The sequence below is a fragment of the Chimaeribacter coloradensis genome, from assembly GCF_002858715.1.
In the GTDB taxonomy this organism is placed as follows: domain Bacteria; phylum Pseudomonadota; class Gammaproteobacteria; order Enterobacterales; family Enterobacteriaceae; genus Chimaeribacter; species Chimaeribacter coloradensis.
Window position 1 is genome coordinate 1 of sequence record NZ_PJZH01000038.1, and the last position, 23,272, is coordinate 23,272.

The 23,272-nt window shown below is 61.1% G+C and carries 21 protein-coding genes and 4 tRNA genes; 13 read left to right on the forward strand and 12 right to left on the reverse strand.

Going from position 1 to position 23,272, the window contains the following annotated elements:
* From CYR32_RS19775 to CYR32_RS19795, 5 genes are all read left to right on the forward strand, one after another.
* Nucleotides 1-76, forward strand: a tRNA-Val gene (locus CYR32_RS19775).
* A gap of 45 nt (nt 77-121) precedes the next feature.
* Nucleotides 122-197 (forward strand) — tRNA-Val (locus tag CYR32_RS19780).
* Nucleotides 198-231: 34 nt separating this feature from the next.
* Nucleotides 232-307: transfer RNA gene (locus tag CYR32_RS19785), tRNA-Lys, on the forward strand.
* 53 nt (nt 308-360) lie between these two features.
* Nucleotides 361-436, forward strand: a tRNA-Val gene (locus CYR32_RS19790).
* Between the two features lie 271 nt (nt 437-707).
* Entirely contained in the window at nt 708-1,064 is a 357-nt protein-coding gene (locus tag CYR32_RS19795; protein ID WP_101826830.1) for a FlxA-like family protein, read from the forward strand.
* Between the two features lie 5 nt (nt 1,065-1,069).
* Here the strand turns inward: CYR32_RS19795 and CYR32_RS19800 are convergent, their stop codons facing one another.
* On the reverse strand, nt 1,070-1,999 hold the full coding sequence (locus tag CYR32_RS19800; protein ID WP_101826831.1) for a LysR family transcriptional regulator: 930 nt from the start codon (nt 1,997-1,999) through the stop codon (nt 1,070-1,072).
* Nucleotides 2,000-2,091: 92 nt separating this feature from the next.
* On the opposite strand from CYR32_RS19800, the gene CYR32_RS19805 reads away from it, so the two are divergent.
* The gene (locus CYR32_RS19805; protein ID WP_101826832.1) at nt 2,092-3,081 is read left to right on the forward strand and encodes a bile acid:sodium symporter family protein; all 990 of its coding nucleotides are present in this window, start codon (nt 2,092-2,094) and stop codon (nt 3,079-3,081) included.
* Nucleotides 3,082-3,118: 37 nt separating this feature from the next.
* On the opposite strand, the gene CYR32_RS19810 is transcribed toward CYR32_RS19805, so the two are convergent.
* The 3 genes from CYR32_RS19810 to zipA all read right to left on the reverse strand — a co-directional run bounded on the left by CYR32_RS19810 (nt 3,119) and on the right by zipA (nt 6,480).
* Nucleotides 3,119-3,334: a DUF3820 family protein gene (locus CYR32_RS19810; protein WP_101826849.1), complete on the reverse strand. Its 216-nt coding sequence runs from the start codon at nt 3,332-3,334 to the stop codon at nt 3,119-3,121.
* Nucleotides 3,334-5,361: an NAD-dependent DNA ligase LigA gene (ligA, locus tag CYR32_RS19815; protein WP_101826833.1), complete on the reverse strand. Its 2,028-nt coding sequence runs from the start codon at nt 5,359-5,361 to the stop codon at nt 3,334-3,336. Before ligA ends, CYR32_RS19810 begins: the two co-directional genes overlap by 1 nt.
* Before the next feature lie 87 nt (nt 5,362-5,448).
* Complete coding sequence (gene zipA, locus CYR32_RS19820) at nt 5,449-6,480, reverse strand: cell division protein ZipA (protein WP_101826834.1); 1,032 nt, start codon at nt 6,478-6,480, stop codon at nt 5,449-5,451.
* Between the two features lie 237 nt (nt 6,481-6,717).
* On the opposite strand from zipA, the gene cysZ reads away from it, so the two are divergent.
* From cysZ to crr, 5 genes are all read left to right on the forward strand, one after another.
* Nucleotides 6,718-7,485 (forward strand): sulfate transporter CysZ, encoded by a 768-nt coding sequence (gene cysZ, locus CYR32_RS19825; RefSeq protein ID WP_101826835.1) that lies wholly within the window; start codon nt 6,718-6,720, stop codon nt 7,483-7,485.
* Nucleotides 7,486-7,652: 167 nt separating this feature from the next.
* Complete coding sequence (cysK, locus tag CYR32_RS19830) at nt 7,653-8,618, forward strand: cysteine synthase A (RefSeq protein ID WP_101826836.1); 966 nt, start codon at nt 7,653-7,655, stop codon at nt 8,616-8,618.
* Nucleotides 8,619-9,005: 387 nt separating this feature from the next.
* Entirely contained in the window at nt 9,006-9,263 is a 258-nt protein-coding gene (gene ptsH / locus CYR32_RS19835) for a phosphocarrier protein Hpr (protein ID WP_101826837.1), read from the forward strand.
* A 47-nt stretch (nt 9,264-9,310) separates the two neighbouring features.
* On the forward strand, nt 9,311-11,038 hold the full coding sequence (ptsI, locus tag CYR32_RS19840; RefSeq protein ID WP_101826838.1) for a phosphoenolpyruvate-protein phosphotransferase PtsI: 1,728 nt from the start codon (nt 9,311-9,313) through the stop codon (nt 11,036-11,038).
* 46 nt (nt 11,039-11,084) lie between these two features.
* Nucleotides 11,085-11,594, forward strand: a complete 510-nt coding sequence (crr, locus tag CYR32_RS19845) for a PTS glucose transporter subunit IIA (RefSeq protein WP_101826839.1) — start codon at nt 11,085-11,087, stop codon at nt 11,592-11,594.
* A 118-nt stretch (nt 11,595-11,712) separates the two neighbouring features.
* Here crr and CYR32_RS19850 read toward each other — a convergent pair whose 3' ends face one another.
* Complete coding sequence (locus tag CYR32_RS19850) at nt 11,713-13,032, reverse strand: sensor histidine kinase (RefSeq protein WP_175578838.1); 1,320 nt, start codon at nt 13,030-13,032, stop codon at nt 11,713-11,715.
* 4 nt (nt 13,033-13,036) lie between these two features.
* Nucleotides 13,037-13,720: a response regulator transcription factor gene (locus CYR32_RS19855; protein ID WP_101826841.1), complete on the reverse strand. Its 684-nt coding sequence runs from the start codon at nt 13,718-13,720 to the stop codon at nt 13,037-13,039.
* A gap of 233 nt (nt 13,721-13,953) precedes the next feature.
* On the opposite strand from CYR32_RS19855, the gene CYR32_RS19860 reads away from it, so the two are divergent.
* Nucleotides 13,954-15,150 carry an efflux RND transporter periplasmic adaptor subunit gene (locus tag CYR32_RS19860; protein WP_101826850.1) on the forward strand — a complete coding sequence of 399 codons (1,197 nt, stop codon included), beginning with the start codon at nt 13,954-13,956 and terminating at the stop codon, nt 15,148-15,150.
* The gene (locus CYR32_RS19865) at nt 15,147-17,123 is read left to right on the forward strand and encodes a MacB family efflux pump subunit (protein WP_420912853.1); all 1,977 of its coding nucleotides are present in this window, start codon (nt 15,147-15,149) and stop codon (nt 17,121-17,123) included. Before CYR32_RS19860 ends, CYR32_RS19865 begins: the two co-directional genes overlap by 4 nt.
* Nucleotides 17,124-17,134: 11 nt before the next feature.
* On the opposite strand, the gene cysM is transcribed toward CYR32_RS19865, so the two are convergent.
* The 6 genes from cysM to CYR32_RS19895 form a co-directional block, all read right to left on the reverse strand.
* Entirely contained in the window at nt 17,135-18,016 is an 882-nt protein-coding gene (cysM, locus tag CYR32_RS19870; protein WP_101826843.1) for a cysteine synthase CysM, read from the reverse strand.
* Nucleotides 18,017-18,091: 75 nt separating this feature from the next.
* A complete protein-coding gene (cysA, locus tag CYR32_RS19875) occupies nt 18,092-19,186 on the reverse strand; it encodes a sulfate/thiosulfate ABC transporter ATP-binding protein CysA (RefSeq protein WP_101826844.1) in 1,095 nt (364 codons plus the stop codon).
* Nucleotides 19,176-20,051 carry a sulfate/thiosulfate ABC transporter permease CysW gene (gene cysW, locus CYR32_RS19880; RefSeq protein WP_101826845.1) on the reverse strand — a complete coding sequence of 292 codons (876 nt, stop codon included), beginning with the start codon at nt 20,049-20,051 and terminating at the stop codon, nt 19,176-19,178. The genes cysA and cysW overlap by 11 nt, the downstream gene beginning before the upstream one ends.
* Nucleotides 20,051-20,881 carry a sulfate/thiosulfate ABC transporter permease CysT gene (gene cysT, locus CYR32_RS19885; RefSeq protein WP_101826846.1) on the reverse strand — a complete coding sequence of 277 codons (831 nt, stop codon included), beginning with the start codon at nt 20,879-20,881 and terminating at the stop codon, nt 20,051-20,053. The genes cysW and cysT overlap by 1 nt, the downstream gene beginning before the upstream one ends.
* A complete protein-coding gene (gene cysP, locus CYR32_RS19890) occupies nt 20,881-21,897 on the reverse strand; it encodes a thiosulfate ABC transporter substrate-binding protein CysP (RefSeq protein WP_101826847.1) in 1,017 nt (338 codons plus the stop codon). Before cysP ends, cysT begins: the two co-directional genes overlap by 1 nt.
* Nucleotides 21,898-22,111: 214 nt before the next feature.
* Complete coding sequence (locus CYR32_RS19895) at nt 22,112-23,011, reverse strand: Dyp-type peroxidase (protein ID WP_101826848.1); 900 nt, start codon at nt 23,009-23,011, stop codon at nt 22,112-22,114.
* Nucleotides 23,012-23,272 lie beyond the last annotated feature (261 nt).

The window sequence follows — 23,272 nt, forward strand, 5'->3', positions numbered from 1 at the left end:
GGGCGATTAGCTCAGTTGGTAGAGCATCTCCTTTACACGGAGGGGGTCGGCGGTTCGAGCCCGTCATCGCCCACCATCTTTCACCGGGTTTACTGAAAAGAAGTTTGTTGCATTCAGAAGTGGGCGATTAGCTCAGTTGGTAGAGCATCTCCTTTACACGGAGGGGGTCGGCGGTTCGAGCCCGTCATCGCCCACCACGTCTGAACGTTACGCTAAAAAGCAGTACCTGATGGGTCGTTAGCTCAGTTGGTAGAGCAGTTGACTTTTAATCAATTGGTCGCAGGTTCGAATCCTGCACGACCCACCATCACGTAAGACACGTAGTACCCTGTTTGAGAGTAGTACCCTGTTTTGAGAAATGGGCGATTAGCTCAGTTGGTAGAGCATCTCCTTTACACGGAGGGGGTCGGCGGTTCGAGCCCGTCATCGCCCACCATTTCTCACCTCTTTGTTTTACCCTCCCTGTTTTATCTTCCCTGTTTTCCTGAAGCCTCACCCAATACATTACCCAACATTTTTCCTGCTATTTTTCGCCTTTTCCTCTGTTTGCTTTTTCTCTGCCCGGTTTTCGCCTGCCCTGCCCTGCCAGGCCAGGCCCGCATTGCCCATTGAGTGTAAAAAATTCGAAAGGCCGATAAAGGGCCGACGTTCGTCGCCGATACCCCATAAGCCCGCATTCCGGGCAGCCACTTAATGATGAGGTAATTATGACTACGATCAGCGCGTCGGGCTCCGCATCGACCCAAAGCACCAGCTCCTCTTCGTCCAGCGATCCGGCCCAACAGATTGCGCAGTTGAACAAACAGGTTCAGAAACTGACGCAACAGGTTAAAGATCTCAGCTCATCGTCTGAGAGCAGTGACGAAATTCAGAAGCAGAAAGACCTGCTGCAAGCGCAGATTGCACAGTTGCAGGCGCAGATTGCACGCCTGCAAGCGCAACAGGCTGAAGCAGCTCAGCAGAAGCAGCAGGCCGCCCAGGCCAAACCCGCTGATACCAGCACTGCCCGCGTTGAAGGGGTGAACCGACCCAGCGCCACTAACCAGATCGACATCTACGTTTAACGGCGTCAGCCCTGGGGCCAGCCAGGCTGCTGTTGCCGGCGCTCAGTCAAGGCAGCCGCCTGCTCCTGTACGACCTGCCAAATCGCTCCCGCCGCCGGTGACAGGGAGCGGTTTTTACGCCGGATCAACATCAATGTGCGGTTGACCACCGGCACCAGCGGCCGCACCGTCAATGCACTGCCTGACGGCAAAGGTAACGCCAGCGCCGGCAGCACACTGAGGCCAATCCCTGCCTCAACCATCGGGTAGAGCGTGACCGGGTGGCCAATCTCCTGCACAATCTCGGCCGTAATCTCCTGTGCCGCCAGCGCCCGGTCAATTAATGGGCGGCTGCCGGAGGCATAATCCTGCAATACCAGCGCCTGCCCGTGCAGGTCACGCCAGCTGACGGCACTCTTCTGCGCGAAAGGGTGGTCGCTGCGGCACAGCAGCAAAAACGGCTCCTGAAGAATCGGCTCACAGTGTAGATCCTGCGCCTGCACCGGATCGATGACGATACCAAAATCGACCTCAGCATTGCGCACGCTGTGCAGCACCAGCTGTTGCGGCTGGTCGCGAAGCATCAGGCGGATCTCCGGGTAACGCCCGGCGCTGCAGGCGATGCACTGCGGCATCAGGTGGGCGGAGATGGTCTGGCTGGAAGCGACCCGCACGGTGCCGGTGTGCTGGGTGCCGAAGCTGCGGGCATCCAGCAGGGTCGCCTGAAGCTCCTCCAGTAACCGTTCAACCCGCGGGGCCAGCCGCCGCCCGGCATCCGTCAGCACCACTTCGCGCGTGGTGCGGTCAAGCAGCCGCACGCCCGCTTCTGCCTCCAGCTCGCGCATGCTGTGGCTGACGGCTGACTGGCTGAGGCCAATCGCCTCCCCGGCACGGCTGAAGCTGCCATGTTGGGCGATGGCGATAAACACCCGTAACTGCCGCAGCGAATAATTCATGCAGAAAACTCATTAATGGATTAAATAAATCAATTTTTTCATTGTATCGCCCTGCGCCACAATAGCCATCTTTCCCTTTTGATGAGCCGCCAATGCGCTTTTTACCTGATACTTTTACCCTGACCCTGCTGGCTACCGTGCTGCTGGCCTCGTTTTTACCGGCGCAGGGAGCGTTTGTGCCCTTCTTCACCCACCTCACTACCGCCGCCATTGCCCTGCTGTTTTTCATGCATGGGGCCAAGCTGTCACGCGAGGCGATCCTGGCGGGCAGCAATAACTGGCGGCTGCATCTGTGGGTGATGGGCAGTACCTTTATCGTGTTTCCGGTATTAGGGGTGGGGTTACAGTGGTGGTCACCGCTACCGGTTGACCCGGCTATCTACACCGGCTTTGTTTACCTCTGCATCCTGCCGGCGACGGTGCAGTCCGCTATCGCGTTCACCTCGCTGGCGGGCGGCAATGTGGCGGCAGCGGTATGCAGCGCGTCGGCCTCAAGCCTGCTGGGGATTTTCGTCTCCCCACTGCTGGTCGGCCTGCTGATGCATGTCCACAGCGACGGGCAGAACATGCTGGAGCAGATCGGCACGATTGTGTTGCAGTTGCTGGTGCCCTTTGTGCTGGGTCATTTATCACGCCCGTGGCTGGGTGCCTGGGTGGCGCGTCATAAGAAGCTCATCGGCAAAACTGACCAGACCTCGATCCTGCTGGTGGTCTACTCTGCCTTCAGTGAGGCGGTGACGCACGGCATCTGGCATCAGGTGGGGCTGGGTTCACTGCTGGCAATCCTGCTGTTCTGCGGCCTGTTGCTGACGCTGATTCTGCTGTTCAATACCTGGATGGCGCGGCGGCTGGGCTTCAGCCGGGAGGATGAGATTACCATTGTGTTCTGCGGCTCGAAAAAGAGCCTGGCGAACGGCGTCCCGATGGCGAATATTCTGTTTCCGGCGGCCAGCGTCGGGATAATGGTGCTGCCGCTGATGATCTTCCACCAGGTTCAGCTGATGACCTGCGCGGTGCTGGCGCGGCGTTACCAGCGTAAACACGCCCCGGCAGAGACGGCCCCGGCCGCCGGGAAAGCCTGAGGCAAAAGGGGCACGGCATGGCGCCGTGCCCCCTGTTTCAGCTGCGTTTCAGCGGCCTGACCAGATCTTCCAGCCCTTCCATGCGGATAGCCAGCGTCAGTTGCATCAGCTGGCCGAGCTTCCCCGCCGGAAACGCCTCTTTGCGGGCGAACCACAGCAAATACTCTTCCGGCAGATCGATCAACATCCGGCCCTGGTATTTGCCAAACGGCATCGGCGTGGTGGCGATCTCAACCAGGTCCTGTTTGTCCATCATGCTGAGGCATCCAGCAGGCGCATCATCTCCGCCTCGTCAATCACCTCAATCCCCAGCTCCTGCGCCTTCGCCAGCTTAGACCCGGCTGCCTCACCGGCGATCACCAGATCGGTTTTCTTCGAGACACTGCCGCTGACTTTCGCGCCCAGCGCGGTCAGCCGGTCTTTGGCTTCGTCGCGCGACAGCAGCGTCAGCGAGCCGGTCAGCACCACGGTTTTCCCGGCAAACGGGCTGTTGATCTCCTCCGGTACAATCACCTGCACCTCGGGCCAATGGATGCCGATGGCCGGATCGAGCAGTTCATCGATCACCTGCTGGTTATGGGTCTCCTCCAGGAAGTTGCGCACATGCTTCGCGACCACATCGCCGACGTCCTGCACGCTTTTCAGCGCGTCCAGGTCGGCCGCCTTCAGCGCCTCGACTGACCCGAAATGCGCGGCCAGGTTGGCGGCGGTCGCCTCCCCCACTTCCCGGATGCCGAGCGCGTAGAGGAAGCGGGCCAGCGTGGTCTGCTTCGCCTTCTGCAACGCATTTACCAGATTCTGCGCCGATTTCGGCCCCATACGATCCAGCCCGGTCAGCTTACCGGCAGTAAGACGGAACAGATCGGCCGGGGTTTTGACATACTCTTTCTCTACCAGCTGGTCGATAATCTTGTCGCCCATGCCGTCCACGTCCATCGCACGGCGTGAGACAAAGTGCTTCAGGGACTCTTTACGCTGCGCGCCGCAGATCAGGCCGCCGGTGCAGCGGGCTACCGCCTCGCCCTCGACCCGCTCCACATCCGAGCCGCACACCGGGCAGGTGGTGGGGAACGCTACTTCGCGTACATGCTCCGGGCGCTCACTCATCACCACCCCGACGACCTGCGGGATGACATCCCCGGCGCGGCGCACAATCACCGTATCGCCGATGCGCAGGCCGAGGCGCTCAATCTCATCGGCGTTATGCAGCGTGGCGTTGCTGACCATCGCCCCGGCCACCAGCACCGGCTCCAGCCGCGCCACCGGGGTGATCGCACCGGTGCGCCCCACCTGGAACTCTACATCCCGCACGGTGGTCACCTGCTCCTGTGCCGGGAATTTGAAGGCAATCGCCCAGCGCGGCGCACGCGCCACAAAGCCCAGCGTCTCCTGCAGATCCAGCGAATCGACCTTGATCACCACGCCGTCGATGTCAAACCCCAGGGTGGCGCGCGTCTCTTCGACATGGCGGTAAAACGCCAGCACCTCATCGCTGCCGCGGCACAAGCGGATACGGTCACTGACCGGCAGGCCCCAGGCGCGGAACTGCATCAGGCGCTCCCAGTGGCTGCGCGGCAATTCCCCGCCCTCCATTACCCCAACGCCGTAACAGAAAAAGGTCAGCGGGCGTTTGGCGGTGATACGCGGGTCAAGCTGACGCAGTGAACCGGCCGCGGCGTTACGCGGGTTGGCGAAGACTTTGCCGCCGGTACGCCGCGCTTCCTCATTCAGCGCTTCAAACCCTTTCTGCGGCATAAACACTTCCCCGCGCACCTCGACCCGGCGCGGAATGTTCTCGCCGGTCAGGCGCAGCGGAATGGCACGGATGGTGCGCACATTGGCGGTAATGTTCTCGCCGGTGGTGCCGTCGCCGCGCGTGGCAGCACGCACCAGCTCGCCATCCTCATACAGCAGGCTGACAGCCAGGCCGTCCAGTTTCAGTTCACAGCAGAAGGTCAGGGTATCGGCGCTTTTCAGCCGGTCCTGTACACGCTTGTTGAACGACAGGTAGCTGTCCTCATCAAACACGTTATCCAGCGAGAGCATCGGCACCTCGTGGCGCACCTGCTCAAAGGCGGTCAGCGGCGCGGCCCCGACCCGCTGGGTGGGGGAGTCGGCGGTGATCAGTTCCGGATGGGCCGTTTCCAGTTCGCGCAGTTCACGCATCAGCCGGTCATACTCTGCATCCGGGATTTCCGGGGCATCCAGAACGTGGTACTGGTACTCGTGATGGCGCAGTGTGGCCCGCAGCTGATTGATTTTTTGAATGATCGGTTCCATTGGCTCACCATTAGAGGATAAAAAACCCCCGGCATGCGGGGGTTCTGAGGGGGAAGCGGGGGTGCCTGGCCAGGCCGTTCAGGGCAGTCAGGCCGTGGCCTCCAGCACTTCGCGGATGCGGGCTTTATAAGTTTCCAGCTTCTGCGGTGTCATCATGCGGCGCTCATCATCCAGCACCACGCCGCCGACATCATCCGCGATGCGCTGGGCGGACTGCAGCAGCAGTTTGAAGTTCTGGTTGGCATCGCCATAGCACGGCACCATCATAAACATGGTCACGCCCGGGGTGGAGAAGTCTGCCATGGTGTCCGGGTTAAAGGAGCCGGGTTTCACCATGTTCGCCATGCTGAAGAGGACCGGGCCGCTGCCCGCCGGGCTGAGATGACGGTGGAAAATGTTCATCTGGCCAAACTGGAAACCGGCCTGCAGCACGCTCTGCAACAGCACTTCGCCGTTGATCACACCGCCCTGATGGGCCGCGACATGCAGCACCAGCACCGTCTCTTTCAGTTTCTCTTTCGGCGGCGCAGGCGGCGCTGCCGGTTCAGCGGCAGGGGCCGCCGGGGCGTCCTGTGCCGCTGGCGCAGCAGCCGGGCGCGGTGCGGCCACAGGCTCTGCCGCCGGGGCAGCGCCGAAAGCAGGCAGATCGTCTTCGTCATCCTCGGCCGGCACGAAAGTATGCACCGGTTTGTGTTCCGGCACCTCACGCGGGCGGGCCGCCGGCGCGGTAGCCGTTTCAGCAGCAGAATAGCCGCTCAGCAACGGGTCATCCCCTTCTGCGGCCACCGGCTGAGGCTGGCGCGGCTGGGGAGCCGGCTCCTGGGCGCGCGGCGGCGGCGTGGGCTGAGGCGGAACCGGGCGGCGGGCCGGGGGCGCTTCCGGGGCATCAAATTGCCCCAGTTCCGGCTCATCGTGCGCGGTACGCACCCGCACATCGCCAATCCCCTCATCCGCATCATCGGCCGGGGCACTGTTTCGCTCTTTTTTGCTTCGTTTAGCCGGGCGATCGCGGAAAAGGGATGAGCGTTCCTTGCGGCTGGTCCACAGACCATGCAATAACAACGCTATTATGGCGATCGCGCCAACAACGATTAGTATCAGACGCAAATCCTGCATCATTGCTATCTCTGGTTGCTTTTATACATTGCCACCGCAGCCTGGTTGCCGCGGAAAACATTCATTCTAGTAACTCTATTTGCCCGCGTACACAAGTGCAAGTATTGACTCTATTTTCCCGGCATAAACATGAGCGGGCACCCTTTTTCTGCTGTTTTTTCCAGCAATTGGCCCCTAGTCAGCGGAAAATCATCCCGATATGATAGCCGGGCCGATTTTCCACGTTGAGATGTTCCTTTCATGCCTGCACCACGACACGCGCCAGATGGGGCTAACGGGTTCCATTATGTGGCCGAGGGATGGCGCCTGCTCTCCCTGCCCGGTATCAAACGTTTTATCATTGTTCCCCTGTTACTGAATATCGTCCTGATGGGGGCGGCCTTCTGGTGGCTCTACACCCGGCTCGACGCCTGGATCCCTGCGCTGATGGGCCATGTGCCTGACTGGTTACAGTGGCTGAGCTACCTGCTGTGGCCGCTGGCGGTGATCTCTATTCTGCTGGTGTTCAGTTACCTGTTCAGCACTGTGGTCAACTGGATTGCCGCGCCCTTTAACGGGCTGCTGGCTGAACAGCTTGAAGGGCACCTGACCGGCACCCCGCTGCCGGACAGCGGCTTTGTCGGTATTGTGAAAGATCTGCCGCGCATCATGAAGCGCGAGTGGCTGAAGCTGGTCTACTATTTGCCGCGCGCCCTGGTGCTGCTGGTGCTTTACTTTATCCCCGGCATCGGCCAGACGGTCGCCCCGGTGCTGTGGTTTATCTTCAGCGCCTGGATGCTCGCCATCCAGTACTGTGACTACCCGTTTGACAACCACAAGGTCAGTTTTGCCGAGATGCGTCAGGCGCTGCGCCGCCATAAAGTCGACAATTTGCAGTTCGGCGCGCTGGTCAGTCTGTTCACCATGATCCCCCTGCTTAACCTGTTTATTATGCCGGTGGCCGTGTGTGGCGCGACCGCCATGTGGGTCGATCGTTACCGCACGCCGGGCAGCGGCACCCGCCGCTGATCCCCGTCTTTTCCGGGGAGTTTTTCTCCCCGCCTTCCTCTTGTTATTGGGACAAAAACATATTTCCTAATAACATATCGATATACCAATTCTTTACTTCCTTGTGGAGGACGTTAGCGTATGCTCATGACGTTCCCCACAATTTTCAACCAGTTAAAGGACGGGTTATGAGCAAGATTTATGAAGACAACTCTCTGACAATCGGCCATACGCCGCTGGTACGCCTTAACCGTATCGGCAACGGGCGTATCCTCGCCAAAGTCGAATCGCGTAACCCGAGCTTTAGCGTCAAATGCCGCATCGGTGCCAGCATGATCTGGGACGCCGAGAAAAAAGGCATCCTGACCAAAGAGAAAGAACTGGTTGAGCCGACCAGCGGCAACACCGGGATCGCCCTGGCCTATGTTGCCGCCGCGCGTGGTTACAAACTGACCCTGACCATGCCGGAAACCATGAGCGTGGAGCGCCGCAAACTGCTGAAAGCGCTGGGGGCTAATCTGGTGCTGACCGAGGGCGCGAAAGGGATGAAAGGGGCCATTGCCAAGGCGGAAGAGATTCAGGCCTCTGACCCTGACCGTTACCTGATCCTGCAGCAGTTCAGCAACCCGGCCAACCCGGAGATCCATGAAAAGACCACCGGCCCGGAGATCTGGGAAGACACCGACGGCAACGTCGACGTGCTGATCGCGGGTGTCGGCACCGGCGGCACCATCACCGGCGCGGGCCGTTTCCTGAAGAGCAAGAACCCGGCGCTGACTCTGGTGGCCGTTGAGCCGACCGACTCGCCGGTTATCAGCCAGACGCTGGCCGGTGAAGAGGTGAAACCCGGCCCGCATAAAATCCAGGGCATCGGCGCGGGCTTCATCCCGGGCAACCTGGATCTGGAACTGCTGGACCGCGTCGTGAAGATCACCAACGATGAGTCGATCAGCATGGCGCGCCGTCTGATGGAAGAGGAAGGCATCCTGGCGGGGATCTCGTCGGGTGCGGCAGTGGCGGCAGCGGTCAAACTTTCAGAAGAAGCAGGGTTTACCGATAAAACCATCGTGGTTATCCTGCCCTCTTCCGGTGAGCGTTACCTCAGCACGGCATTGTTTGCAGATTTGTTTACAGAAACTGAGCTGCAACAATAGTGCCACAAGCCTGCCAACGCTGAAAAAAGCACCCTCCGGGGTGCTTTTTTGTGGGCTGCATCAAAGTTTGCACTACCTGAAGATTGCTTTTGACCATCAGGTCTAGTATTTAAGCGAGCAATTATTTCGGTGCGCAAAATTAATCCCGCCCTGTTCCAGGTTGTTGCTGAATCGGTTTACCTGTTTGTTACATTCCGGGCAAACACGGCATAATGGGAGGCGGGCCAACATCGCCCTGCACCGGGTTTTAGTACCGTACGGCCCTGGCGTTCCTGTGGCATCTGCGTGTGCCCCTGACGTCGTCAGGCGCTATCAAACAGGCTAAAGTCAGCTGCGTAAGCTAGACTTTAGCTCCACAACATGAATCTAATAAGTTGGGGAAACATAATGTTCCAGCAAGAAGTTACTATTACCGCTCCGAATGGTCTGCACACTCGCCCTGCTGCACAATTTGTCAAAGAAGCGAAAGGTTTTGCCTCTGAGATCACGGTAACGTCCAACGGCAAAAGCGCGAGCGCTAAGAGCCTGTTCAAACTGCAAACCCTGGGCCTGACCCAAGGCACTGTAGTGACTATCTCTGCTGAAGGCGAAGACGAGCAGAACGCAGTTGAGCACCTGGTAAAACTGATGGCTGAGCTCGAATAAAAAAGCCCGTCTTTATTATTAACATCAGTCACGAGTAAGGTAGGGTTATGATTTCAGGCATTTTAGTATCACCGGGTATCGCTTTCGGTAAGGCTCTTCTGCTGAAAGAAGATGAGATTATCATCGACCGGAAAAAAATCTCTGCTGATCAGGTTGATCAGGAAGTCGAACGTTTTCTGGCGGGCCGTGCGAAAGCTTCTGCCCAGCTGGAGATCATCAAAACCAAAGCCGGCGAAACCTTCGGGGAAGAGAAAGAAGCGATCTTCGAAGGCCACATCATGCTGTTGGAAGACGAAGAGCTTGAGCAGGAAATCATAGCCCTCATCAAAGATGAGCATGCCACGGCTGACGCCGCCGCCTATTCCGTGATCGAAACCCAGGCCACGGCACTGGAAGAGCTGGATGACGAATACCTGAAAGAGCGTGCGGCTGACGTGCGTGACATCGGTAAACGCCTGCTGCGCAACATCCTTGGCATGACCATTGTTGACCTCGGCTCCATTCAGGATGAAGTGATCCTGGTGGCCACCGACCTGACCCCGTCTGAAACCGCACAGCTGAACCTGAACAAGGTGCTGGGTTTCATCACTGACCTGGGCGGCCGCACCTCCCACACCTCCATCATGGCGCGCTCCCTGGAGCTGCCGGCGATTGTGGGCACCAGCGACGTCACCAAACAGGTTCACAACGGCGACTACCTGATTCTGGACGCCGTCAACAACCAGATTTATGTCAACCCGACCCCTGAGGTCATTGAAGAATTAAAAGCGGTTCACAACCAGTATGTGACCGAGAAAAACGATCTGGCGAAGCTCAAAGACCTGCCGGCCATCACCCTGGACGGCCATCAGGTGGAAGTCTGCGCCAACATCGGTACCGTGCGTGACGTCGCGGGCGCTGAGCGCAACGGCGCGGAAGGCGTGGGCCTCTACCGCACGGAGTTCCTGTTTATGGACCGCGACTCCCTGCCGACGGAAGAAGAGCAATTCCAGGCGTACAAAGCGGTAGCGGAAGCGGTGGGCTCCCAGGCTGTTATCGTGCGTACCATGGACATCGGCGGTGACAAAGACCTGCCGTACATGAACCTGCCGAAAGAGGAAAACCCGTTCCTTGGCTGGCGTGCCATCCGTATCTGCATGGATCGCAAAGAGATCCTGCATGCCCAGCTGCGTGCTATCCTGCGCGCCTCCTCCTTCGGCAAACTGCGCATCATGTTCCCGATGATCATCTCGATTGAAGAAGTGCGCGAGCTGAAACAGGAGCTGGAGCTGCTGAAGGCGCAACTGCGCAACGAAGGCAAAGCCTTTGACGAAAGCATCGAAGTAGGCGTGATGGTGGAAACCCCGGCCGCGGCCGCGATTGCCCACCACATGGCCAAAGAAGTTGACTTCTTTAGTATTGGGACAAATGATTTAACCCAGTATACTCTGGCGGTAGATCGTGGTAATGAGCTGATTTCTCATCTCTATAATCCAATGTCACCGGCTGTTCTGACACTCATTAAGCAAGTGATTGATGCATCCCACGCTGAAGGCAAGTGGACCGGCATGTGCGGCGAGCTAGCAGGCGACGAACGTGCTACACTGCTGTTATTGGGCATGGGATTAGATGAGTTCAGCATGAGTGCTATCTCCATCCCACGCATCAAGAAAATTATTCGTAATACGAACTTCGAAGATGTGAAGGCGTTGGCCGACGAAGCACTTGCTCAGCCGACGGCGCAAGAGTTAATGAACCTGGTAAACAAGTTCATTGAAGAGAAAACACTCTGCTGATTCCGCTGCGTGGAACGCCGCCCAAATTACTGCTTAGGAGAAGATCATGGGTTTGTTCGATAAACTGAAATCACTGGTTTCTGATGACAAGAAAGAATCGGGCATGATTGAGATCGTTGCCCCGATTTCGGGTGAAATCGTTAACATTGAAGATGTGCCTGATGTCGTTTTCGCGGAGAAGATTGTGGGCGATGGCATTGCAATCAAACCAGCGGGCAACAGAATGGTTGCGCCGGTAGATGGCACCATCGGCAAAATCTTTGAAACCAACCATGCTTTCTCTATCGAATCCGACAGCGGCATTGAGCTGTTCGTGCACTTCGGCATCGATACCGTGGAGCTGAAAGGCGAAGGCTTCAAACGCATCGCCGAAGAAGGCCAGCGTGTTAAGAAGGGCGACCTGGTCATCGAGTTTGATCTGCCGCTGTTGGAAGAGAAAGCCAAGTCAACCCTGACGCCGGTGGTGATCTCCAACATGGACGAGATCAAAGAGCTGATCAAACTTTCCGGCAGCGTCACCGTGGGCGAAACCCCGGTTATCCGCATCCGTAAGTAATCCCGCTTGCTGCCCTGCGGCAGACAGCAACAAAAACGGCACCTTCTGGGTGCCGTTTTTCTTTGGGTCTTTGGATGATTGGGTTACCGGACGCAGCCTTGCTATCGCCCCCGCTGCCCTACTGCCACTGCGGAATGCTCAGGGAGATCACCAGGCCATGCGGTGACACATTACGCGCCTCTACCTGCCCCTGATGCGCCAGGATCACCTTCCGGGTAATGGCCAGCCCCAGCCCGTAGCCCTTGCCGGAAAGCGGGGATTTCACCCGCACAAACGGGTCGAAAATGCTGGAGAGTTTCTCCTCCTCCACGCCCGGCCCCTGATCGGCGACTTCAATCCGGTAGTAAGCCTCCACCACCGCCAGTGAGACAGTCACCGTCTGCCCCTGCGCGGAGAAGCGCAGCGCATTGCGCACCACGTTATCCACGGCGCGGCGGATCAGCTCCGCATTGCCTTTGACGGTGTACTCCCGTGTCTCATCCGCCTCCAGCGCGATATTCACCCCCGGGATCTGCGCCTCATAACGCGCATCGTTGACTACCGCGTCCACCAGCCCCAACAGGTCGAAATACTCTTCATCCGGCATGGTGCTGTTTTCCGCCCGGGAGAGCGCCAGCAGCTCGCCGATCATCTTGTCCAGCCGCCCCGCTTCGTGCTCAATGCGTTGCAGCGAATTCTCGACGTTGACCGGGTTCTGCCGCGCCAGCCCGATCGCCAGTTGCAGGCGCGCCAGCGGGGAGCGCAGCTCATGGGAGACGTCGTGCAGCAGCTCCTCACGCGCTTTCACCAGCACCTGCAGCCGTTCGGCCATCGCATCGAAATCGCGCGCCACCATCGCCAGCTCATCGTGGCGGCGGCGCATCGCCGGGAAGAGCCGTACCGAGAGGTCGCCCAGCGAGATCTGGTCAAACGCACGGCGGATCTGCTGCAACGGCCGGGTCAGGTTCCAGGCCAGCACCGCACTGAACAGCAGCCCGCCCAGCGCACCGATCCAGAACAGCGGGGCCGGAATATGCAGGATGTCGCGCGGGCGGCTGCGGTGGTACTGCTCCATCAGGCCGCGCACGTTGTACCGCAGGCGGTAGCCCTGCCCGTCCGGCCCCTGCACAAAGGCCACAATCTGCGCCGGCTCCACCCCCGGCTCCATCGCCTCCAGCGAAACGCCGGGGGCCGGCAGCATCGCCCGCGTCACGGAAAAGAACTGTTTATCGTTGTCCGGCCAGTCGGTCATCATCGCTTCCAGCGCCGGCAGGCCGCCGCTTTGCAGCGTGGAGATGGCGGAGGTCATCTGCAATTTCACAAAGCGCCGCGCCAGCCCGCTCTCCGGCGGCTCATGGTGCGTGTCGTAAAAGGTGAACACCACCCAGAGAATCTGGGTGATCACCACAAAGGTGAACCAGAAGCCGAGCAGGATTTTCCAGAACAGGCGGCCGCGCATGCTGTTATTTGATGCGATAGCCAATGCTGCGTACCGTTTCGATGGTGAGGGTTTCGCCGCCCGGCAGGGCAGCCAGTTTCTGGCGGATGTTACTGATGTGCACATCCACGCTGCGGTCATAGGCTTCACGCGGGCGGCCCAGCCCTTTCTCTGACAGCTCATCCTTGGAAACCACCCGCTCCGGCGAGCGCAGCAGCAGCTCCAGCAGGTTGAACTCCGAGGCGGTCAGGTCAAAGACCTCGCCGCGCCACTCGCTGTTACGCGTGGAGGGGTTAAGCGTCAGGAAGCCATAGCTCACCGGCGCGGAGTCCGAGGCCACTTCCGGCTGCTCTTCAAAGCGGCGCAGCACCGCCCGCAGGCGGGCCACCAGCTCGCGCGGGTAGCAGGGCTTCGGCATATAGTCATCCGCGCCCATCTCCAGGCCGATCACCCGGTCGATGTTGTCCCCTTTGGCGGTGAGCATAATGATCGGCAACCGGCTGTTTTTGCGCACCTGGCGCAGCACATCGATACCGCTCATGTCCGGCAGCATAATATCGAGGATCATCGCGGTGTACTCGCCGGAGAGCGCGCCGTCCACCCCGGCTTTGCCGGTCAGCACCAGCGAGGCGTCAAACCCCTCGGCAATCAGGTACTCACTCAGCATGGTGCCGAGTTCGAGATCATCATCGACTAACAGAATTTTCATTTTTTGGACCTTATACGCATAGATTGCTCATTTTTACCCCGTTGACCGGGCCGCGCAGCAGCATTTACTGTTTTTTTACACATTATCCCCCCACCGTATCGCGCTCAATGGCCGGGCGGGGTAAATTACCCTTTCGCGCTTTTTTGCCGCTGACTTTTTTGTTGCCGTTCATTTTTGTCGCTGACGCTTTTTGCCGCTGACGACTTTTCTCTGAAACAAGGAACCGCTGGATGATGGCGCCGCATACTACAGGACGATCCCCCTTTTTCACCCGCCGCAGGTTGCTGGTTATCCTGGCTCTGCTGATTATAGCCGCCGTCGGCTACGCTGCTTTCCACCGCCCTGCCCCTCCGGCCTTTATCACGGCCACGGCCACGCAGGCCGATCTGGAGCACACGGTGCTGGCGGACGGCACCATCGAGGCACAGAAGCAGGTCAGCGTCGGCGCGCAGGCCTCCGGCCAGATCAAGGCGCTGCATGTGGCCCTGGGGGACAAAGTCAGCCCCGGCCAGCTGGTGGCGGAAATCGATGACCTGACCCAGCAGAACAGCCTGCGTGATGCTCAGGCCGCGCTGAAAAATGTGCAGGCGCAGCGGGCCGCCCGGCTGGCGCAGCTGCGCAATGACCGGCTCACCTTCAGCCGCCAGAAAGACATCCTGGCGCGCGGCGTCGGCGCGCAGGCGGACTTTGACGCCGCCCGCGCCGCCCTGGAGGCGACCGAGGCGGATCTGAACGCGCTGGAGGCGCAGATTGTGCAGGCGCAGATCGCGGAGAACACCGCACAGGTGAACCTGGGCTACACCCAGATCCGCGCGCCGATGGCCGGCACCGTGGTGGCGATTCCGGTCGAGGCGGGGCAGACGGTCAACGCCGTGCAGAGCACGCCGACCATCATCAAAGTGGCCGATCTCGACACCATGACCATCAAAGCGCAGATCTCCGAGGCGGACGTGGTCAACGTGCGCACCGGGATGCCGGTCTACTTCACCATCCTCGGCCGGCCGGGCAAGCGCTATCAGGCCACGTTGCGCGCCGTGGAACCGGCCCCCGACTCCATCAACGATGAAAGCAGCAGCGCCCTGACCGGCAGCAGCAGCAGTAACAGCACCGCCAGCGCCATCTACTACAACGGGCTGTTTGATGTCGCCAACCCTGACGGGGTACTGCGCATCTCCATGACCGCCCAGGTCTACATCGTGCTGGATGCGATTAAAAACGCGCTGGTGGTGCCCTCTACCGCGCTGCACCGCGCCGGGGATCGCACCACCGTGCAGGTGGTGGACGCCCAGGGCGAGGCGCATGAGCGCCAGGTCACGGTGGGGCTGAACAACAATGTGCAGGCGCAGATCACCGCGGGCCTGAAAGCCGGGGAAAAGGTGGTGATCAACCCGCTGGGTGATGCCGCGCCTGCCGCCGCCGGGAGGCCATGATGAACACCCCTCAACCTGCGCCGCTGCTTGCGCTGACCGGCATCCGCCGGGAGTTTATGGCGGGTGAACAGCGCATCACGGTGCTCAAAGGCATTAACCTGTCGATTGAGGCGGGTGAAATGGTGGCGATTGTCGGCGCGTCCGGCTCCGGCAAATCGACCCTGATGAACCTGCTGGGCTGCCTTGACCAGCCCACGGCCGGGGAGTACCGCGTGGCCGGGCGCGCCACGCGCGATCTCAGCCGCGACCAGCTGGCGGAGCTGCGGCGTGAGCACTTCGGCTTTATCTTCCAGCGCTATCACCTGCTGAGCGACCTGACAGCGCTGGGCAACGTCGAGGTGCCGGCGATCTATGCCGGTACGCGCCACGATGTGCGCCGGCAACGCGCCGCGGCGCTGCTCACCCGGCTGGGGCTGGCAGAGCGGCTCCACTACCGGCCCAGCCAGCTCTCCGGCGGCCAGCAGCAGCGCGTCAGTATCGCCCGGGCGCTGGTCAACGGCGGCGATGTGATCCTCGCAGATGAACCCACCGGCGCGCTGGATACCCACAGCGGGCAGGAGGTGCTGGCGATCCTGAAAGATCTGCACGCCCAGGGCCACACGGTGGTGATCGTCACCCACGATATGCAGATCGCCCAGCATGCCGAAAGGATCATCAAGATCAGCGACGGCGAAATCATCGCTGACCGCGCCAACCCGCAGCCCGCCGTGGCCCCGGCTGCCCCGGTGCCTGATGAGGCACCCGCCGCCGCCCCGGCGTCCCGCTGGCGGGCGCAGCGCGACCGCTTCAGCGAGGCGTTTAAAATGGCACTGCTGGCGATGGCCTCCCAGCGGCTGCGCACCTTCCTCACCATGCTCGGCATCATTATCGGCATCGCGTCGGTGGTGTCGGTGGTGGCGCTCGGCAAAGGATCGCAGGAGAAGATCCTGGCAGACATCAGCGCGATGGGCACCAGCACGCTGGAGGTGTTCCCCGGCAAAGACTTCGGTGACATGCGTTCCGCCGCGATCCAGACCCTGCGCGCCGGTGACGCCGACGCCCTGCGGCGGCAGGCCTATGTGCACAGCGTGACGCCCAACGTCACCACCAGCACCACCCTGCGCTTCGGCAGCGAATCGGTGACCGGCACCGTCAGCGGCGTTGGTGAAGAGTTCTTTGTGGTGCGCGGCTACAGCATGGCGCAGGGCATGGCCTTTACCCGCCAGAGCGTTGACCAGCTGATGCAGGAGGCGGTGATCGACACCAACACCCGCAACAAGCTGTTTGTGCGCGGCGAAAACCCGGTGGGCCAGGTGATTTTGCTCGGCAGCCTGCCGGTGCGGGTGATTGGCGTGGCGGCGCAGAAACAGGGCGGCTTCGGCACCAGTGAAAGCCTGAATGTCTGGATCCCCTACAGCACCGCGATGGGGCGGATGCTGGGCAAAACCTACCTCAGCAGTATTACGGTGCGGGTCAGTGACAACGTGGACCTCAACGCCGCCGAGCGCGGCATCACCGCCCTGCTGGAGCAGCGCCACGGCACCAAAGATTTCTTTGTGATGAACACTGACAGCATCCGCCAGACCATCGAAAGCGCCACCAACACCCTGGCGCTGCTGGTGTCGATGATTGCGCTGATCTCGCTGATTGTCGGCGGCATTGGCGTGATGAACATCATGCTGGTGTCAGTGACGGAGCGCACCCGGGAGATCGGGGTGCGGATGGCCGTCGGCGCGCGCGCCGGGGACATCCTGCAACAGTTTCTGATTGAGGCGGTGCTGGTCTGCCTGCTGGGCGGGATTATCGGCGTGCTGCTTTCGCTGGGGATCGGGGTGCTGTTCAGCCAGTTCAACAGCCCGTTCCGCATGATCTACTCGCCGTTCTCGATTGTCGCGGCCTTTGTCTGCTCCAGCCTGATCGGCATCCTGTTCGGCTTCTTCCCGGCGCGCCGGGCGGCGCGCATGGACCCGATCCACGCCCTGGAGCGAGAGTAGCAACGCCGGCGTCAGCCGAAAATGCCGGTGGAGAGGTAGCGGTCGCCGCGGTCGCAGACAATCGCCACCACCACGCTGCCGGGGTTTGCAGCGGCCAGGCAGAGCGCCCCGGCCACCGCGCCGCCGGAGCTGACGCCGCAGAAAATCCCCTCCTGTTGCGCCAGGGCGCGGGTGGTCTGTTCTGCCAGCGCCTGGCTCATGTCGATCACCTCGTCCACCAGTTCCGGGCGGAAAATGCCCGGCAGGTAGGCGGCGGGCCAGCGGCGGATGCCGGGGATGCTGCTGCCCTCGGCCGGTTGCAGGCCAATCACCCGCACCGAAGGGTTCTGCTGTTTCAGGTAGCGGCTGACGCCGGTGATGGTGCCGGTGGTACCCATGCTGGAGACGAAGTGGGTGAGCCGCCCACCGCTCTGCTGCCAGATCTCAGGGCCGGTGGTGGTGAAATGCGCCAGCGGGTTGTCCGGGTTATTGAACTGGTCGAGCACAATCCCCTGCCCCTCCTCCGCCATCTGCCGCGCCAGGTCGCGCGCGCCCTCCATGCCGCCCTCGCGGCTCACCAGAATCAGCTCCGCACCATAGGCGCGCATCGCCGCCTGCCGCTCGGCGCTCATGTTCTCCGGCATCAGCAGCTTCAGCCGGTAGCCTTTCATCGCGGCGATCATCGCCAGCGCGATGCCGGTGTTGCCGCTGGTCGCCTCAATCAGCGTGTCGCCGGGGCGCAGCTCGCCGCGCTGCTCCGCCTGCTGGATCATAAACAGCGCGGCGCGGTCTTTAACCGACCCGGCCGGGTTGTTGCCCTCGAGTTTGACCCAGACTTCGCTGGTGAGACCGGCGGTCAGGCGTTGTAATTTGATGAGTGGCGTATTGCCGATGCAGTGTTCCAGCGTGGTCACGATTGATGCCTTTGGGGGGAAAATAAAAAGGCGGCCTCCAGGGCCGCCCTTGCGTGCTGTGGTGCCTAAAAATTATCAGGCACTCTGCGCCAACGCAACAGGTTGTAGCGGCTGGTCACCGGCATAGAGCCGCGCGTTCAGGCTGCCGATGTAGTACCGGCTGCCGCGCACCGGCGCTTTTTCGCTGTCGTGGCTGGTCAGCACCACGCTGATAGGCTCCTGCTGCCAGCCCTGCGGCTGCACCGTGAGCTGCCAGAAGTGGCCGCGCGGGCTGACTTCCAGCACCTGCACCGGCAGCGGGCAGCGCGGGCTGGGCTGGGTGCTCACTTCCATCTCCCACGGGCGCAGGAAGAGATCCACCGGCCCCTGGTGCAGCGGCGTCAGCGCCAGCGGCCACTGGTGCGGGCCGACAAACAGCTGCGAGCCGCGGATTTCCCCGTCCAGCCGGTTGACCTCGCCCAGGAACTCCAGCACGAAGCGGGTGGCCGGCTCGCGCCATACTTCGTCCGGCGTGCCGATCTGCTCAATATTGCCCTGGCTCATCACCACCACCTGATCGGCGACTTCCATCGCCTCTTCCTGATCGTGGGTCACGAAGACGCTGGTGAACTTCAGCTCCTCGTGCAGCTCACGCAGCCAGCGGCGCAGCTCTTTGCGCACCTGCGCATCCAGCGCGCCGAACGGCTCATCCAGCAGCAGGATCTGCGGCTCTACCGCCAGCGCACGCGCCAGCGCCACACGCTGTTTCTGGCCGCCGGAAAGCTGCGCCGGGTAGCGGTTCGCCAGGTGGCCGAGCTGCACCATCTCCAGCAGCTTGGCCACTTTCTGTTTGATCACCGCCGCCGACGGGCGCTCGCGGCGCGGCAGCACCGTCAGGCCGAAGGCGATGTTGTCAAACACCGTCATATGGCGGAATAGCGCATAGTGCTGGAACACAAACCCGACCTGGCGATCGCGCGCATGAACACGGGAGACATCGTTGCCGTGGAAGCTCAGGCGGCCGCCGTTCTGGCTCTCCAGCCCCGCGATAATCCGCAGCAGCGTGGTTTTGCCGGAGCCGGACGGCCCCAGCAGCGCCACCATCTGGCCGGAAGGAATATCGAGCGAGATATCATTCAGCACTTTCGTGCGGCCAAAAAACTTGCTGATGTTATCGATATTAATGCTCATTCTTTTCCTCCTGTTCAAGGCGGCTGTTGGTGCGCGCCAGGCGCCATTGCAGGGCACTTTTCAGAAATAGGGTTACGATGGCCATCAGGGTCAGCAGCGCGGCGGCGGTAAAGGCCCCGGCGGTGTTGTAGTCCTGATGCAGCAATTCAACCTGCAACGGCAGGGTATAGGTTTCGCCGCGGATCGAGCCGGAGACCACCGACACCGCGCCGAATTCGCCGATGGCGCGGGCGTTGGTCAGCACCACGCCGTAGAGCAGCGCCCAGCGGATGTTGGGCAGCGTGACGCGGCGGAACATCTGCCAGCCCGAGGCACCCAGCAGCACCGCGGCCTCATCCTCCTGACTGCCCTGGCTCAGCATCACCGGCACCAGCTCACGGACCACAAACGGGCAGGTGACGAAGATGGTGACCAGCACCATGCCGGGCCAGGCGAACATCAGCTGGATATTGTGCGCATCCAGCCAGCCGCCGACCGGGCCGTTGGTGCCCCAGAACAGCAGATAAAGCAGCCCCGCCACCACCGGCGACACGGCGAACGGAATATCGATCAGCGTCAGCAGCAGCTGGCGGCCGGGAAAGTTAAAGCGTGTCACCAGCCAGGCCAGCAGCGTGCCGAACACCAGGTTCACCGGCACGGTGATCAGCGCCACCAGCACCGTCAGCCAGATGGCGTGCAGCATGTCGGGGTCAGAGAGGTTCTGCCAGACCGCCGCCGCCCCGCTGGAGAAGGCGGTGTGGAAAATCATCACCAGCGGCATCACCAGGAACAGCAGCGAAATCACCACGCCCAGCCCGATCAGCAGCCATTTGCCCCAGTTGGTTTTGGCACGGGCGGTACCGGTAAACAGCGGCAGGTCAGCCATCAGTGCCCTCCCAGACGCTTGCCGAAGCGGCTTTGCAGCGTGTTAATGGCGAACAGCAGCAGCAGCGAGGCGGCGAGGATCACCGACGCAATGGCGCTGGCAGCCGGGTAGTCAAACTCTTGCAAACGGATAAAGATCATCAGGGACGTCACTTCAGTTTTCCAGGCGATGTTTCCGGCGATGAAGATCACCGCGCCGAATTCGCCCAGGCTGCGGGTAAAAGAGAGCGCCGTACCGGCGATCAGCGCCGGGGCCACTTCCGGCAGCACCACGCGGCGGAAGCTCTGCCAGCGGCTCGCCCCCAGGGTTTCGGCCGCCTCTTCATACTCCGGCCCCAGCTCCTCAAGCACCGGCTGCACGGTACGCACCACAAAGGGCACGCTGGTAAAGGCCATCGCCACCGCGATGCCGAGCCAGGTATAGGAGACTTTGATGCCGAACTGCGCCAGCCACTCGCCATACCAGCCGGTGGTGGAGAACATGCCCGCCAGCGTCAGGCCCGCCACGGCGGTCGGCAGGGCGAACGGCAGGTCCATCAGGCCGTCCAGCAGGCTGCGGCCGGGGAATTCGTAGCGCGTCAGGATCCACGCCATCAGCATGCCGAAAAAGAGGTTGAAAATACTGGCCACCCCCGCCGACAGCAGCGTCACTTTATAGGCCGCCACCACCTGCGGGCTGGTGACCACCTCCCAGTATTGCGCCAGCGTCATCTGCGACAGCTGCATCACCAGCGCGCTCAGCGGCAGCAGCAGGATCAGGCAGACGTACAGCAGACTGCTGCCGAGGCTGAGGGTGAAACCGGGTAGAACGCGTTTACTGGCCAACAACATTACTGATGCCCTTGTGCTAACAATGTATCCAGCTCGCCGCCGCTGGCGAAATGGGTCTTCATGACCTCCGGCCAGCTGCCGAACGCCTCTTCCACGCGGAACAGCGTGGTTTTCGGGAACTGCGCCCCGGCAGCCTGCATGGCTTTCGCGTCATACACCCGGTAGTTGAACCCGGTGATAATCTGCTGCGCCGCCGGGCTGTAGAGCCACGTCAGGTAGGCTTTGGCAGCCTGCTCCGTGTGGTTGGCGCGGACGCTCTTGTCCACCCACGCCACCGGGAACTCCGCCAGAATATCCACCGGCGGCACCACGACTTCATACTTGTCCGCGCCATACTGTTTGCGGATGTTATTCACTTCTGACTCGAAACTGATCAGCACGTCGCCCAGCCCGCGCTCGATAAAGGTCGTGGTCGCGCCACGGCCGCCAGTGTCAAACACCGCCACATTTTTCAGCAGCCGGCGCATCTGATCGCGGGTTTGCGCGGCGTCGCCGTGGTTGGCTTTGCTCAGCGCGCCCCACGCCGCCAGGTAGGTGTAACGGCCATTGCCGGAGGTTTTCGGGTTGGGGAACACCAGCGACACGCCCGGTTTCACCAGATCGCCCCAGTCATGGATGGCGCGCGGGTTACCTTTGCGCACCAGAAACGCCATGGTGGAGTAGAACGGTGAGCTGTTATTCGGCAGCCGCGCCTGCCAGTCCGCCGCCACCAGGTTGCCGCGCTCATGCAGGATCTGCACATCCGTGACCTGGTTGTAGGTCACCACATCCGCCTTCAGCCCCTGGAGGATCGCCAGCGCCTGTTTGGAGGAGCCGCCGTGGGACTGGCGGATAGTCAGCGGGTCGCCCGGGTGCTGTGCATTCCACTGCTGGATGAAAGGCGGGTTCAGGGCCGCAAACAGCTCGCGTGACACATCGTAAGAGCTGTTGAGCAGCTCCGCCGCTGACGCGCCCGGCCCGGCACACAGCGCCGCAATGGCTAATAACGCTTTGGTATTCAATACGTTTGCTTTCATCTCGCACCTGTCTCAATCCCGACAGGCGGGCGTGCCGGAATGCCTTTAGTGTTATCAGTGTATTTATAACTCGATGCTGAGCTGTAATGCTTTTATATACCATTTGGTGATTTTCAAGCATAAAACGCTATAAGCCCGCAGAAGCAGGAAAACCGGGGGGAAACAGAGCAGGCAGGAAAAACCGGGCCGGGCATCGCCTGCCCGGCCACGGCAATCAGAGCGCCAGCAGGCGCGTCAGGGAGGGGGCAAAGAAGTAGCTGCCGCTCACCGGGTGGGTAAAGCGCAGCATCTGGTCGCGCTGGCCGTCGCGCTCGCCGAACATGCTCAGCAACTGCTGCTCAATGTTGTGCAGGCGCGCGCAGTAGGCGATGAAATAGAGGCCGTGTTTGCCGCTGACGGTGCCGTAGGGCAGGCTCTGGCGCAGGATCTTCAGCCCTTTGCCCTCTTCTTTGAGATCCACGCGGCTGACGTGCGAAGTCGCCGGGCGGCTCTCCGGCGGCAGCTCTTCATCGGTGAGTTTGGTGCGGCCCATCACCTGCTCCTGCTGTTCCACGCGCAGGCGTGACCACTGGCGCAGGTTGTGCTCCCAGCGCTGCACCACCAGATAACTGCCGCCGGCGTCCGGCTGGTCGTCAGGGATAATCGCCACCTCGCGGCGCTTTTCACCCTGCGGGTTTTCGGTGCCGTCCACAAAGCCGCTCAGGTCACGCTGTTCGATATTGCGGAAACCGTGGGTCTCCTCCTCAACGTGGATCGCGCTGCCGAACGCCGCCAGCGCCGCCTGCGCCACGGCGAAGTTAACGTCATGGCGCAGGGACTGGATGTGGATCAGCATGTCGCGCTGGGTGGAGGGGGCCAGCCCTTTGCCGAGCGGGACGAAGGATTTCAGCTCCGGCGCGCCCTGCCCGCCGCTGAGATCGGTCCAGACGTCATAACCAAAGGCGATCACGGCGCCGAGTTTCTCCTGCGGGAATTTTTGCTGCATCTCTTTCAGCGCCAGACAGAATTTACGGCACCCAAGGCGGATGGTGTCAAATTCGCCCTGGATATTGGCTTCCAGATAAATGGCAAAACGGCACTGTTCCAATAAGATGCCGCTCTGAACCTGTGTCATGGGATGTTCCTTTGTTCGGGGGCCACGCAGGCTGTGCGTGGGGGTGTTTTTTTCGGGGGGTATCATATATCAGGTGGGGCGGATTTTTTATGGGGTTAGATCAGGGGGGGAAAGGGTTTACGGGGGGCTGGGATCGGGGTTTGTTGCGTTGGCATACGTGGGTATTGAGCGGAGATTGAGGTTTGTTGCGTTGGCATACGCCCGGCGTCTTTCTGCGGCCCCGCTGCCGCCACCGCGCAAGGGGCGCGTAGGCGCGCGCCC

Coding starts and splice junctions, on each gene's coding strand:
- CYR32_RS19795 (WP_101826830.1), top strand. CDS start 708: ATGACTACGATCAGCGCGTCGGGCTCCGCATCGACCCAAAGCACCAGC.
- ligA (WP_101826833.1), bottom strand. CDS start 5,361: ATGGAACCGATCATTCAAAAAATCAATCAGCTGCGGGCCACACTGCGC.
- cysP (WP_101826847.1), bottom strand. CDS start 21,897: ATGAAAGCAAACGTATTGAATACCAAAGCGTTATTAGCCATTGCGGCG.
- crr (WP_101826839.1), top strand. CDS start 11,085: ATGGGTTTGTTCGATAAACTGAAATCACTGGTTTCTGATGACAAGAAA.
- ptsI (WP_101826838.1), top strand. CDS start 9,311: ATGATTTCAGGCATTTTAGTATCACCGGGTATCGCTTTCGGTAAGGCT.
- CYR32_RS19855 (WP_101826841.1), bottom strand. CDS start 13,720: ATGAAAATTCTGTTAGTCGATGATGATCTCGAACTCGGCACCATGCTG.
- CYR32_RS19850 (WP_175578838.1), bottom strand. CDS start 13,032: ATGCGCGGCCGCCTGTTCTGGAAAATCCTGCTCGGCTTCTGGTTCACC.
- CYR32_RS19860 (WP_101826850.1), top strand. CDS start 13,954: ATGGCGCCGCATACTACAGGACGATCCCCCTTTTTCACCCGCCGCAGG.
- ptsH (WP_101826837.1), top strand. CDS start 9,006: ATGTTCCAGCAAGAAGTTACTATTACCGCTCCGAATGGTCTGCACACT.
- cysT (WP_101826846.1), bottom strand. CDS start 20,881: ATGTTGTTGGCCAGTAAACGCGTTCTACCCGGTTTCACCCTCAGCCTC.
- CYR32_RS19810 (WP_101826849.1), bottom strand. CDS start 3,334: ATGGACAAACAGGACCTGGTTGAGATCGCCACCACGCCGATGCCGTTT.
- cysW (WP_101826845.1), bottom strand. CDS start 20,051: ATGGCTGACCTGCCGCTGTTTACCGGTACCGCCCGTGCCAAAACCAAC.
- CYR32_RS19895 (WP_101826848.1), bottom strand. CDS start 23,011: ATGACACAGGTTCAGAGCGGCATCTTATTGGAACAGTGCCGTTTTGCC.
- cysA (WP_101826844.1), bottom strand. CDS start 19,186: ATGAGCATTAATATCGATAACATCAGCAAGTTTTTTGGCCGCACGAAA.
- zipA (WP_101826834.1), bottom strand. CDS start 6,480: ATGATGCAGGATTTGCGTCTGATACTAATCGTTGTTGGCGCGATCGCC.
- CYR32_RS19805 (WP_101826832.1), top strand. CDS start 2,092: ATGCGCTTTTTACCTGATACTTTTACCCTGACCCTGCTGGCTACCGTG.
- cysK (WP_101826836.1), top strand. CDS start 7,653: ATGAGCAAGATTTATGAAGACAACTCTCTGACAATCGGCCATACGCCG.
- cysZ (WP_101826835.1), top strand. CDS start 6,718: ATGCCTGCACCACGACACGCGCCAGATGGGGCTAACGGGTTCCATTAT.
- CYR32_RS19865 (WP_420912853.1), top strand. CDS start 15,147: ATGATGAACACCCCTCAACCTGCGCCGCTGCTTGCGCTGACCGGCATC.
- CYR32_RS19800 (WP_101826831.1), bottom strand. CDS start 1,999: ATGAATTATTCGCTGCGGCAGTTACGGGTGTTTATCGCCATCGCCCAA.